The 12,869-nt window shown below is 66.9% G+C and carries 11 protein-coding genes; 8 read left to right on the top strand and 3 right to left on the bottom strand.

Annotated elements, in window-relative coordinates; genetic code table 11:
- Nucleotides 1-85 precede the first annotated feature (85 nt).
- Complete coding sequence (locus NA4_RS04705) at nt 86-1,021, top strand: NAD-dependent epimerase/dehydratase family protein (RefSeq protein ID WP_067464388.1); 936 nt, start codon at nt 86-88, stop codon at nt 1,019-1,021.
- Between the two features lie 108 nt (nt 1,022-1,129).
- Here NA4_RS04705 and NA4_RS04700 read toward each other — a convergent pair whose 3' ends face one another.
- A complete protein-coding gene (locus NA4_RS04700; RefSeq protein ID WP_067464385.1) occupies nt 1,130-1,774 on the bottom strand; it encodes an HAD family hydrolase in 645 nt (214 codons plus the stop codon).
- Nucleotides 1,768-1,995, bottom strand: a complete 228-nt coding sequence (locus NA4_RS40080; protein WP_157128809.1) for a hypothetical protein — start codon at nt 1,993-1,995, stop codon at nt 1,768-1,770. The genes NA4_RS04700 and NA4_RS40080 overlap by 7 nt, the downstream gene beginning before the upstream one ends.
- Nucleotides 1,996-2,279: 284 nt before the next feature.
- On the opposite strand from NA4_RS40080, the gene NA4_RS04695 reads away from it, so the two are divergent.
- Nucleotides 2,280-3,371, top strand: a complete 1,092-nt coding sequence (locus tag NA4_RS04695) for an AMP-binding protein (RefSeq protein WP_067464382.1) — start codon at nt 2,280-2,282, stop codon at nt 3,369-3,371.
- The gene (locus NA4_RS04690; protein ID WP_084496810.1) at nt 3,371-4,756 is read left to right on the top strand and encodes an aldehyde dehydrogenase family protein; all 1,386 of its coding nucleotides are present in this window, start codon (nt 3,371-3,373) and stop codon (nt 4,754-4,756) included. Before NA4_RS04695 ends, NA4_RS04690 begins: the two co-directional genes overlap by 1 nt.
- A gap of 13 nt (nt 4,757-4,769) precedes the next feature.
- On the opposite strand, the gene NA4_RS04685 is transcribed toward NA4_RS04690, so the two are convergent.
- On the bottom strand, nt 4,770-5,453 hold the full coding sequence (locus NA4_RS04685; RefSeq protein WP_067464379.1) for a PAS and ANTAR domain-containing protein: 684 nt from the start codon (nt 5,451-5,453) through the stop codon (nt 4,770-4,772).
- Nucleotides 5,454-5,867: 414 nt separating this feature from the next.
- Here NA4_RS04685 and NA4_RS04680 point away from each other — a divergent pair, with 414 nt between their 5' ends.
- The 5 genes from NA4_RS04680 to NA4_RS04660 form a co-directional block, all read left to right on the top strand.
- Nucleotides 5,868-6,563: a type 1 glutamine amidotransferase domain-containing protein gene (locus NA4_RS04680; RefSeq protein ID WP_067464435.1), complete on the top strand. Its 696-nt coding sequence runs from the start codon at nt 5,868-5,870 to the stop codon at nt 6,561-6,563.
- Between the two features lie 162 nt (nt 6,564-6,725).
- Nucleotides 6,726-7,793, top strand: coding sequence for a DNA/RNA non-specific endonuclease (locus NA4_RS04675; protein ID WP_067464376.1), 1,068 nt, complete (start codon nt 6,726-6,728; stop codon nt 7,791-7,793).
- Nucleotides 7,794-7,846: 53 nt separating this feature from the next.
- A complete protein-coding gene (locus NA4_RS04670; protein WP_067464373.1) occupies nt 7,847-8,569 on the top strand; it encodes an AfsR/SARP family transcriptional regulator in 723 nt (240 codons plus the stop codon).
- Nucleotides 8,570-8,746: 177 nt separating this feature from the next.
- On the top strand, nt 8,747-10,831 hold the full coding sequence (locus tag NA4_RS04665; RefSeq protein WP_067464370.1) for a S1 family peptidase: 2,085 nt from the start codon (nt 8,747-8,749) through the stop codon (nt 10,829-10,831).
- Nucleotides 10,828-12,869, top strand: a 2,042-nt coding sequence (locus NA4_RS04660; RefSeq protein WP_157128808.1) for a P-loop NTPase family protein, incomplete at its 3' end; no start/stop codon positions are given. The genes NA4_RS04665 and NA4_RS04660, both read left to right, overlap by 4 nt.

Raw genomic sequence — 12,869 nt, 5'->3', positions numbered from 1 at the left:
TGACATGGATCGGCGTTCACGATTACGGTCGGATCAGAAGGAGAACGATGTTCTCGCAACGGAACGCCGACAGGATGGATTACCAATGTCCCTGCACGTCATCATCGGGGCCGGCCCGGTCGGCTCGGCCACTGCCCAGCTGCTCGCCGCACGCGGCGATCATGTGCGCGTGATCACCCGGCGCGGTAGCGGCCCGGATCACCCGCTGGTCCAGCGCATCGCCGCCGACGCGACCGATGCCGCCGTGCTGGGCCGGCACTGTGCGGGCGCGAGCGTCATCTTCCAGTGTGCTCAGCCGCCGTACCACCGCTGGACCAACGACTTCCCTCCGCTGGCCGCCGCCGCGCTCCATGCGGCCGAGGTGACCGGCGCCGGATTGCTCAGTGTGGGAAATCTTTACGGCTACGGGCAAGTCGACGGACCGATCACCGAGCGGCAACCGATGCGCCCGAACAGTGCGAAAGGGCGGGTGCGTGCGAAACTGTGGGCCGAGGCGCTTGCCGCCCACGAGGCGGGCCGGATCCGTACCGCAGAGGTGCGCGGGTCGGATTACCTCGGCGCAGGCGCGAAATCGGTATTCACCGCCGTCGCGCTGCCCGCCGTGCTCGCCGGCCGCCGGGTGCTGTTCCCCGCCGATCTGGACACAGCGCACAGCTGGACCGATGTCGGCGATACCGCGCGCACCCTGGTCGCGGTTGCGGATGACGAAGACGCCTGGGGTCGAGCGTGGCACACGCCGACAGCGCCGCCGATGTCCATCCGTGAGCTTGCTGAACTAGCCGCGACGATTGCGGGCGCACCACCCGCCCGCGTGCGACGAATGCCGGCCGCGATGCTGTGGGCCGCCGGGCTTTTCGATCCCGACGCCCGTGAGCTGCCCGAGTTGCGCTATCAGTTCGATCGTCCGTTCGTGATCGAATCATCCGCTGCCACTGCGAAGTTCGGCATCGACCCGACTCCTACCGTAGACGCGCTGCGCGCCACCATCGCCGCCTTCCAGGCCACCGTGGTCGCCGACTAGCTGGAATGGTGTTCCAGCCACTGTGGTTCGGTCCAGCCGAGCCGGCCACGTCGGCGGAGTGGATGGCCAACAGTAATTGGGGCTCGTCGCGGTGTGACGCGCGGGGACCTACGCGGCGACGCTCGCGAGGCGGAGGTGGTCCTCGATATCGGCGGGTGAGCCGGTGTAGTGCAGAGCGCGCAAGCCGAGGTGTGCGGCGGCCTGGCAGTTGTCGGCGCGGTCGTCGACGAACAGGACGCGGCCGGGATCGCGAACTCCGGTCGCGGCGAGTGCGTTTCGGTAGGTGTCGGGGTGGGGTTTGTTCATGCCGAGCCGGGCCGAGTAGAGGGCGTCGGTCAGCAGAGTGCGCCAGTCGGAGGCGTCGAGGGCATCGCTGACCGGATGGGGTGCGTTGGAGAGCAGCACCATCGGCAGACCTGCCCGCCGGGCACGGTGGAGGAGTGCGACGACGCGGTCGTCGGTCCGGGTCCACAGCGCGGTGTCGACGGCACGCAATCGGGTGAGCAGGTCCGGGTCCGGGCAATCGCCGAGCACGGCGGTCCAGAAGTCCGCGTCGTCGAACTCACCGGAATCGTAGGGTTCGCGGGCGCTCCAGAAAGCATTCTGGAAGAGTCCGAGCTGGTCTGCGTGCCATCCGGCGAGTTCGGCGAGACTGCTCCACATAGGAACGGTGGGCTGCAGGCCGATGACGCCGTTGTAGTCGAAGATGACCGCGTCGAGTTCCGCGGGCTGGTGAGGTAGTGCGGTTACCACCGGTTCTCCAAGGCTTGATGGGACAGGACAGCCACGCCTGCGGCGAGCAAGGCGGACCGGGTGCCGCCGCCGACTTCGCCGTCGAGAACGACCGCGAAATCGGTTGCGTGGGTACGGCGATTCCCGCCTGCTTCCATGACGAAAGAGGCGCGCAAACTGTGGATCGAAGAAATGTTCGGCGTGTCGAAGGCTGAAGGTGATGCGCGACGCTGCGCGAACAAGCCGAAACCTACCAAGGGGTACGGCGAGCTACCACTCGGAACGGGGTCTTGGTGATCCGCTCCACAAAGTGCCGTCCGAAGGTCTCACCGGCGCCATAGCCGAGATCACTCACATCGGCAGGCAGTCGTCGAAGACGAGTTCCGCCATCGCATTCCGCTCCATAAGAGTGTCCTATCGGCGGATCGAACTGGGCGGCGCGGCGCTTTTCGTGGGCGCGGAGAGGAGAAGATTGCCGCGTTCGAGCTGAATGCCCCGATTCGGGGCACGTCACTGGAGGCCGCGCATGCGCCCCGTAATTCTGGACCTTGCCGCGCACGACTACGCGATGATCGACGCGGAGGAATACCTGCGTGCCGTGCTGGCATGGCATTTCAGCGAGGAGACCGGCAGCCCGTACTGGCTCCGCCGGGCGCGGACGCTGGATTTCGACCCGATCGCCGACATCCGCACCTTCGCGGATCTGCGCCGCTTTCCCAATGTCATCGACGAATTCCGGACCGTCGCCGTGGAGGACCTGATTCCGCGGGGTTTGCATGGCGCCGACCGCGAGATTGCGGGTATCTACGAGAGCGGGGGCACCACCGGCGCACCGAAACGGTTCGTCATGTTCGACCGCTGGATGGAGTTCGCGCTCAGCTGGGACGAGCACCACTACGCCGACCTAGGCACGGTGAACACCCTCGCCGTGGCGCCGAGCGGCCCGCACATGTTCGGTGAGTTCGCGCAGCGCCGGGCGCGCAGGCATCGCGGCGTCCGCTTCACCGTCGATCTCGATCCGCGCTGGATCAAGCAGATGATCGCGCGCGGCGACACCGAGAACACCGAACGCTACGCCGAGCACGTCGTCGACCAGGTCGCGCAGATCCTCACCACCCAGTCGGTCGGGATCCTGATCACCACGCCGCCGCTGCTGGAACGAATCGCGCGCCGCGACGACCTGGTGGAGCAGATTCGCCGGAAGATCAAGTTCATCTGCTGGAGCGGAGCGCATATGAACGCCGACTCCCGTGAGATCTTCCGGCAGGAGATCTTCCCCGGCATTCCGCTCAAAGGCCTCTACGGCAGCACCACCATTCTGGGCATGTCCCGCGAGCGCGACGAGGAGCGCCCGGACGGGCTGCCCGTCTTCGACCCGCCGAGCCCCTACCTCGCGTTCGAGGTGGTCGACCCGGAGACCGGCGACGACGTCGCCGACGGTGAGCGCGGGCAGGTCGTGATGCATCACCTCACCAAATACGCTCTGCTGCCGAACAACCCGGAGCGCGATATCGCCATGAAGGTCGAGGCGCCGAAGGGTGCGGTCGGTTGCTCGGTCGCCGACGTGGCGCCGATGGCCTCGTTCGCCGGCGCCGAGGTGATCGAGGGGGTGTACTGATGGAGGAGTTCGTGCACATCGACGCGCTCGGCCCGCAGGGCAGTTTCCGCGCGCGCGACCGCAAGCCGCTGACGACGCTGTCCGGCGCGCCGATCGGGGAGATCTCGCAGGTGCCCGCGCTGTATGTGCGGCGCGCGCTGGCGGCGATGCGCAAGGCGCCGGTGCTGCCCGCCGCCGAACGCTTCGCGGTGCTGGAACGTGCGGCCGACCTGTTCACCGAGGCCGAGATCGGCGGGCTGGGACCGGATGAGTACGCGCGAGTGGTCTGCGTCGCGTCGGGCGTGCCGCTGGCGGTGGTGTGGCAGTCGGTGCGGTGGGTCGCGGACGTGCTGCGCGAGCAGCGCGGCACGCTCGAGTTCGCCATGCCGAAGGGTGCGGTAGCGGACTGGCAGGACGAGCGCACCCTCGGCGGCTGCGCCGTCTGGACCAGGAAGGGCGACCTGTTCGCCGTGCACGCGGCCGGGAACACGCCCGCTGTGCACGGGTTGTGGCCCGAGGCGCTGGCGCTGGGCTACAAGGTGGCGGTGCGGCCATCGACCCGGGAGCCGTATACCGCGTTCCGTCTGGTCAGTGCGCTGCGCATGGCTGGCATGCCGCCGGAGCTGGTCACCTTGTTGCCGACCGACTACGAGGCTGCCGACGTCTTGGTCGCCGAATCGGACTTCGCCATCGTCTACGGCGGACAGGACGTGGTCGACAAGTACGGCGGCAGCACGCGCGTGCTCACCCAGGGACCGGGACGCTCGAAGATCCTGGTGACCGCGGACGTGGACTGGCGTGACAAGGTCGCGCTGATCGCCGAATCGGTGAGCCATCTCGGTGGCACGGCCTGCACCTGCACCACCGCGGTGCTCGTGGAGGGCGACCCGGAGCCGCTGGCGCGTGCGCTCGCCGCGGAGCTGGCGGCGATTCCCAGTTTGCCCGCCGAGCACCCCGACGCGATCCTGACCGTGCAGCCCACCGAATCCGTGGCGGCCATGGACCGCTACCTGCGCCAGGTCGCCGGCCAGGCCCGTCCGCTGCTCGGCGGCGACACCATCGTCGACGAGGTGTCCCCGGGCGCCGCTGTGCTACGCCCCGCGGTGCACCTCGTCGACAGCAGCAGCGCGCCGCAGCTCGCGGTGGAACTGGCCTTCCCTTGTGTGTGGGTCGGGCCGTGGTCGCCGTCGGATGGCATTGCCCCACTGCGTCATTCGCTCGTTCTCACCGCGATGACCGAGCGACGCGATCTCATCGGCGACCTGCTGGACGAGCCGACCATCACCAACCTCTACCTCGGCGACAACCCGACCACCTGGTTGCGTCCCGGCGTCCCGCACGACAGCTATCTCGGTGAGTTCCTCATGCGCACCAAGGGAATGATCCGTTCGGCGACCGGGTCCTGAGGGCACGCGCCGGTCAGTCGGCGACCGGCTCGGATGACGTCGCGCGGTCGTGCAGAGTCAGCAGGAGATGGTCGAAACGGGTGCGCTGCGCAACCAGCGCGCCGCCCATCGCGGTGACCTCGAAGACGAGTTGCTCGGCCAGCGTGCGGATCTTGACGTTGGTTTCCTGCGAGCGCCAGCGCAGCACCCGGAACGCCTGATCGGCGTTGAGGCCGTAGACGAACATGACGACGCCTTTGGCCTGCTCGATCACCGCGCGGGCGTCGATGAGGTCGGGCAGCAGGTCGTCGACGGTTTCCTGCCGGTTGTCCTGCAGCGTCTCGGTGACATCGAGGTAGTAGCCCGAGGTGCCGATCATCGTGCCCTGCTCGTCGAGCAGTCGATCGCCGATCACGATCACGTCGTGCGTGTCGCCCGAGGTGTCGATGATCCGGTGGCGGCTGCAGAACGGCGCAGCCGTCTCGATCGCGTCGCTGAGCGTCTGCGCTACCTGCTCGCGGTCGTCGGGGTGCTGATGGCTCAGCACCAGCTCGGTGGAGGGCTCGGCCTCACCAGGGGAGTAGCCGTGCATCGCGGCGACGTCCTCGGACCACTCCCACTTCTGATCGGCGAACCAGAATCGAAAACTACCGATGTCGGGGCAGCCGCCGAGCGCCCTGTGCGCAGGGTCCTGTCGGCACTGTCCGGTTTCCGTCACTTGTCCAGTATGGCCCCGCTACGGGCTCGGCTCGGGCCGAGGTCTCGGGTCGCCCGGTCCCGGTGACCACTGCGTTGCCGCCGCGGTGGTCCGGGCTTGGTTCGTTGTCCGGCTCGCGATCGATCCGGCCGATGTGGTCGCCGGTCGCGAGCCGGGTCGGTGCGAGCGCGGGGATCCGTCGCGCGCGGGATGGGTCCTGCACAGCGCCGGTCCTTGGTTCGCCGATCCATCGAAATTCCGATGTCTGAAATCGGGCCTCTTATTCGTCATCCATGGATGCGCAGGACTACCTTCGACGGTATCGCCGCTGACGACCCAGTGTGCCTGTGAAACCGCTGCGGAATGCGTTCGAGTCAGCGCGACATGCTCGATGATCGAACCCCGGGTCAACGGGTTCCGGAAGACGGAGACAACATGTCGAAGATCCTTTTCGTGATGACCGGCGTCGACTACTGGACGCTCGCCGACGGGACGAAGCACCCGACCGGCTTCTGGGCCGAGGAGTTCGTGGTGCCCTTCGAGAAGCTGAAGGCCGCGGGCCACGAGATCGTCGTCGCCACACCTGGCGGCGGCGTACCGAGTGTGGACCAGAGCAGCCTCGCCGCCGAGGTCAACGGCGGCCAGGAGACCGCCGATCACCGGGCGCAGGTGATCGCCACGAGTGCCGAACTGAACAACCCCGTCGTTCTTGCCGACGTCGACCTCGACGACTACGCGGCGGTGTTCTACCCCGGCGGGCACGGGCCGATGGAAGATCTCGCGGTCGACGCCGGCTCGGGCCGCCTGCTGACCGCCGCCCTGGCATCGGGTAAGCCCTTGGCGGTGGTGTGCCATGCACCTGCCGCGATGCTGGCCGCCACCGAGGACGACGGCGCCAACAGCTTCGCCGGATACTCCCTGACCGGCTTCAGCAACGCCGAAGAAACCCAGGCGGGTTTCGCAGGCAAAGCCAAGTGGCTGCTCCAGGACCGCTTGGTCCAGATCGGTGCGGATTTCCGCGAGGCGGACCCGTGGACGCCCAACGTGGTGGTGGACCGCAGTCTGATCACGGGCCAGAACCCGGCGTCCTCGGCGGGTGTCGCGGACGAATTGCTGAAGACCCTGGGCTGATCGCGGTCGCCGACCGGCTCGGGTCACCGGGCAAATTGTATCGACCATAAAAGGACTCCATTTTCGAGTAGTTCGCTACTCGTGCTTCGCGCCGTCCGGTGCACCGAGGATGGTGGTGGCTAGTGGCGTGCGCCCGGCGTAACACCGAACATGGAGTCGACAATGCCTGCGAAAAGCCATTCATCATCTGATCAACGGCAGGACGGCCTGCTCATCGCCCTGCGAAAGTTCATCCGGACCAACGGTGAGGATTTGCTCGCGGATCCCGGCATTTCCTCGATCGGTCTCGGCTACAAGGAGATCGACGGGGAACCGGCCACTGAGATATCGGTGCGTTTCACCGTGAATGAGAAGATATCCGAACCGGAAGCGTTCGAGGCGCTGCGAACAGCGATTCCGGAGAGCAGCACCGTCGAGGAGGCCGCGGCCGCGACCGGATACGACCCGCGCTTCCTCGCGGCGCCGATTCCGCTGCCCGTGGTCGACGCGCGGGTTCGCCCCGACGTCGCGACGGCGCTCGACGGGTCGGAGGTGCTGCACTACACGCATTTCACCCTCGCGATGCGCCGGTCACGCCGGTTCGCTATCTGGGTGGCGTGGAACATCGATGGCGCCTCGATCAGAAAACTGTCACGAAAGAAGATCGATTTCGTCAAAGACCCGAGACTCGATGCCGATGCACAGGTCGGCAACGAGTTGTACCGCGACAACCGGCTCGATCGCGGCCACCTCGCGCGACGGGCCGATCTGCTCTGGGGCAGTGCGACCGAGGCGGCGACAGCCAACAAGGACTCGTTCTTCTACACCAACATCACTCCGCAGATGGACGATTTCAATCAGAGTGCGCGCAATGGAATCTGGGGCCGTATCGAAGACGCGGTGTTCGCCGACGCCAGTGTCGACGACCTCAAAGTGAGCGCGTTCGGCGGTCCGGTCTTCGCCGACGACGACCGGGAGTTCCGGCAAGTCAAGATCCCGCGCGAGTTCTGGAAGGTCATCGCGTTCGTCGAGAACGGCGAGCTGAAGGCCCGCGGATTTCTGTTGAGCCAGAACCTGCAGCCACTCGAAGCGCTGGATCTGGACGAGTTCCGCGTCTTCCAGGTTCCGTTGACCGAAATCGAGCAGCGGGCGCTCGTCCACTTCCCGCAAACTCTGCGGGACGCGGATCTCCACATGGCGCTGGAGGAATTGTCCAGCCCGTTGCGTGCGGTTTCAGAGATCCATTGGTGATCACGTAGTCGGCTACTTGTGCCGACAGTAGGAAGACCGACTTTCTCAATGCCATGAATACGACGTGTTTCCAGCTCTCATTGGTCGAGGAATTCGCCCTGCACAGCGGCGGTCGCCGGCTTTCCGTTCCACACGCGGCAGAACGGGTGCTGACCTATCTGGCACTGCTGAATCGACCGGTCGCTCGTGGCCGCCTTGCCGGTGCACTGTGGCCGGAATGCGCTGATCGCTGCGCGGCGCAGCGTCTGCGAACCGCTTTGTGGCGCTTGCGCCGCGTCCAGGACGCAGTCGTGGAGATCAATGGTGATCGGCTTCGCCTGCACCCGAACGTATCCGTCGATCTGCCGTACCTGACCGAATTGGCGCACAAACTGGTGCACCAGCCCTGCGCGGAGGATCTCGCGCGAGTTCCGCTGCTGCTGAATCGGGGGGAGTTGCTGCCGGACTGGGACGAGGAGTGGGTGGTCGTCGACCGGGAACGGTACCGATTGGCGCGGGTCGCGGCGCTCGAAGCGGCAGCGGAAGCATTGCTGGAGCGCCGGCAGGTCGGTGCCGCCTTGATGGCCGCGTCGGCGGTCGCGGCGGCAGAGCCGCTGCGAGAGAGCTCCTGCCGAATTCTGATGCGGATTCATCTCGCGCAGGGCAACAAGATCGAGGCCCTGCGCGAGTACCGGCGATACCGAGATCTGCTCTGGGCCGAGTTCGGCGCGGAACCGTCGCCGGAAATCGACGACCTGCTCCTCGTCCACGAGTGCGATGCCGCGACGATCGAGTGACTCCCCGATCGCGCGCACGAGGCACTGCGAGCGCCGTGACGGCGGATGCCGAACATCATCGGGGGAAGGACCTGCGCCGGGCGAGACGGCGAGGTGACGGTGGTGTGACGCGCACGAGGAACACTCCACGCCGATAGCGGACCGACAACACCAACTTCTGTTCTAGGCGGATGGACCATGAATTCTCGCGAACAAATCCAGGCGGCGTGGTTGAAGCAGGTCGAGGCCGCCGCAGGGCGTTACGTCGCTACCGAGACCAAGCGCGAGGACATCGAGCAACGCCGCAAAATCAAGGACAATCCGGTGGTCGACTCCCCGGAACAGATCAGCGCTCGCGCGCAGCGGCTGGCGACCAGCGGCGAGATGCCGGTCGAAGCCATGATCGAAGTCGGTCGAATCGAGCCCTCCGACCGGATCACTACGCTCGAGCGGATCATCGGCGCCAGCAACGAACTCCAACCGGCCAACTTTCTGGCCCGTGGCGCTCGCATTGCGGCGACGGTCGCGCGGATCTCGCTGATTCGCAACGGCCGGGATGTACCGATGGGCACCGGGTTCCTGGTATCGCCCCGACTGCTCCTGACCAACAATCACGTACTTCCCGACCAGGACACCGCACGACAGGTCGTGATCGAGTTCGGCGCCGAGACGACGATCGACAACGACCCCCGCCTTCCGGTGCGGTTCCGCCTCGACCCCGACTTCTTCGTGACCGATGAGCACCTGGACTTCACCCTTGTGCCGGTCCGTCCCGGGACCGACGGCAAGTCGGCCGGGGACGCCGTCGGCTGGTGGAACCGCCTGATCGTGGACCAGGGGAAGATCGTCATCGGTGAGGCGATGAACATCATCGGCCACCCGATGGGCAGGCTCAAGGAGATCGGGATCCGTAAGAACCAGCTCGACCTGCAGCTCGATCACTTCCTGCACTACTCGACCGACACCGAACCGGGGAACTCCGGCTCGCCGGTCTTCAACGACCAGTGGGAAGTCGTCGCGCTGCACCACTCCGGCGTGCCGCGCACCGACGATCAAGGACGGATTCTGCGTCGCGACGGCACCGTCTGGCACCAGGGCGACGGCGACGACGCGATCGCCTGGACAGCCAACGAGGGCGTGCGAGTCAGTGCGATCCTGAGGCACCTGGCCGGACTACAGCGCTCGGGGCGCGACCAGGAACTCCTCGCCGAACTCGGTCCCGAATCCGGACTGGCCGCCGGGCCATCGGCAATCACACTCGGACTCGCTCCTGCCGAGGACCGGATCGAGCCGGTAACCGCAGTTCCGACGCCACGTGAGAGCACGGGACTCCGGGGTGGCGTCATCGCCCGAGCGGGCGCCTTCGGCGGCACGCGTCACCTGCTGTTCCTGCACGGCCGCAGCCAGCACGGTCGCGATCCCGAGCTCCTGCGCCGGGAGTGGACCGCCGGACTCAACAAAGGTCTCACCCTTGCCGGGCTCAGCCCGCTCGATCCCTCGGATGCGTACTTCCCCTTCTACGGCGACCGTATGGCAGCCCTACTGCAGCCTCTGGAGAGGACCACCCTCGCGCCTGAAACCATGGCCGTCGACCATGCTCTGGCCATGGCTCCGGCCACACCGCCGGCTCGCCAGTTGTACGAACAGATCCTGCAGAACGCGGCCGCGGATGCCGGCATGCCCGCCGAAGACGATCTACCGGCGGACCGCATCGAGGTGGAAGGACTCGGTTCGATCGGCAGTGCGCTTGTGAGCAAGCTGCAGCGACAGCTCAGCTGGCTCGCTGCCCGCAGCGACTTGGACGAGCTCATCATCGCCCAAGTCTTCCGTGATGTCGCCACCTACCTCGCCGACGAGCAGATCCGGCAAGCGGTACTCGACTGTGTGCTCGAGACCGTCCCTGCTTCGGGGCAGCTCACGCTGGTCAGCCACAGTCTCGGCACTGTGGTCGCGATGGATCTGCTCACCCGGCTCGAGCCCCAGCTCGACGTCTCCGTATTGGTCACTCTCGGCAGCCCTTTGGGGCTGGACGCGGTCCACGACAAACTCCTGGTCCGCGGCCCGCACCGGCCTGCACGCGTCGGTGACTGGCTCAATGCCTGGTCCGCGGTGGATCCGATCACCATCGGATGCCCACTGCGTCATATCTGGAAGGGACAGCTCCGGGAGATCCCTGTCGACAATCCCAAGGAACGGGCACACAGCATCGCTGAATACCTTGCCCATCCCGCTGTCGCGCAAGCCATCCACAGCGGTGTTGTGTCAACAACGACAGGAACATGACGGGGGAGTCCGATTCCGTTTACCGCGTCCACGTTGGTGGTGCGGTGGCCGGTCAGGTCGTGGTGGGGGATCACAACGTTGTCATCAACGCACAGAATTCCTCGGTCGTAGTACGCGACGATCCGGCACCCGTCGTGACGCGGCGGACGCGGCCGGTAAGCGCGGCGCTGCCCAGGACCGGTGCCGGATTGCTCGGCAGGCGAATGGAATTGGCGCTGCTGATGCAGTGGCTCGCGGAAGGACTGCCGGTCGAAGTGTGCGGCGGGCCCGGAGTCGGCAAGTCCGCACTGCTGCGGCGGTTCGCTGCCGACCGTGCGGCCGAAGGCCGCGATGTGGTGTTCCTGCACGCCGCCGGGCTGGCGGCGCCGGACGTGATCCAGGAGTTGTTCGAATCCTGTTATGACGCGCCGGGATACATCCCCGATCTGCGCCGGTTGCGTCGCCTGATGCTTTCCATTCGCGCGTTGGTGGTGGTTGACGATTTCGAGGGTTCCGTGGAGGAGTTCTCGACACTCGTCGACCTGCTGCCTGCAAGTGACCTCGTCGTATCGACCAGGCAGCGCGTCGCGTGGGGGCGGGGGCGTTCGCTGGACTTGCAGGGCTTGGACGAACAGTCGGCACTCGCGCTGATGGCCCGCGAACTCGGCCGCGGAGTGGACGAGAACGTGGCGGCGGCGCTGCAGTTGTGCCGAGCGGCCAATGGTTATCCGCGCGGTCTACTGCAGGCCGCCGCATGGCTTCGCGGCGGCGGCGCGGCCACGATGCCTGCCGCCCCTGAGGTGCCGCAACGCGCATTGGTCGGCGGCCTCGGGGAGCGGTCGCGTCGCGTTCTGACGGTGCTGTGTGCCGTGGCGGGGGCCCACCTGTCGCCCGCTCTGTGCCGGGCGATGACCAACGATGCGGGCAGCCCATCGGCGCTCGACGAGCTGGCCGGCTTGCATCTGGCCGAGAGCTCCGGTGCGGGCTACCGGCTGGCCGTGGATCCCCGCACGGTGGCCGGCGAATGGGGAATCCTGCCGCCGAATGCCGCCGACTACCTCGACGCCCTGCTCGAGTGGACGAACCGGGCCGCACCGAGGGAAATCGCGGATGCCGCACCGGTTATCGAACGTGTGCTGGAGTCCGCGGTCGTCCATGGCCGGCAATCGTCCGCGTGCACTCTGGCGCGGAAAGTCGCGCCCGTGCTCGGCTTGACGCTGCTGTGGGGTGCGTGGGGAACGGTCCTGAAGCTCGGCCGAGATGCCGCGCTCGCGAGCGGTTCCGCCGCTGACCTGGCCTACTTCGAACACGAGGACCGGGTTCGCCGTCAGGCACTGGCGGCGGCGGCCGGCGCGGTCGTGGTATCCGGTGCGGGTGGGAAGTTGCTGGGGGGTCGCCTAGCTTCCACGCATACGGCACGTAAGTCCGTTGCCATGATGTCTTCGCATCCGGTCGCCACCGGATGGGTCATAGCGCTGATCGTGGCCGCCGTCATCACGGGGGTCATGCTCGCCACCGGCCGACCGCCGGAGGTCGGATCGGAGGCGTTTATCACCAGGCTTCCACCACCGCCGACGGCCCCGGGTGGCGAGCCGCCCGGAGCGTCCGCACCCGCATCGGGTGGGGCGCGTCCGCTGCCGCCGCCCGGCGATGGTTCCTGTACGCGGTATGCGGACAGCGTCGACTTCGGTGCGGTCGCCGCCGGCTCCGCCGCCGATCGGGATGTCTCGATCCCAGCGCTGGACTGCGACGACGAGTCAGCGGCCTTTCTGGAGGCCGACTCCACATTCAGCGCGAAGCGCGCCTCTTGCTCATCGTCAGGTGGTTCCGGGACTTGTGTGTTCCAAGTGACTTTCAGTCCACAAGCGCCTGGCTCGTACAAGGCGACACTGGTGGTTCCGGACGCCAACGGCGGGCGGGCGGTGACCATCGCCCTCACCGGCCACACACCGGGGCCGGGGATCAGTGTGAATTCGGCATCACCCACACCAGGGTCGCCGGGTTCGCCGCCGCCGAAGGTGAGCGACGTATCGCCGTCACCGACCGTGCCGCAGCCGCC

The sequence above is a fragment of the Nocardia amamiensis NBRC 102102 genome, from assembly GCF_001612745.1.
Taxonomy (GTDB): Bacteria; Actinomycetota; Actinomycetes; order Mycobacteriales; family Mycobacteriaceae; genus Nocardia; species Nocardia amamiensis.
The sequence above is the reverse complement of the archived record's forward strand: the minus strand, read 5'-3'. Positions and strand labels throughout refer to the sequence as shown.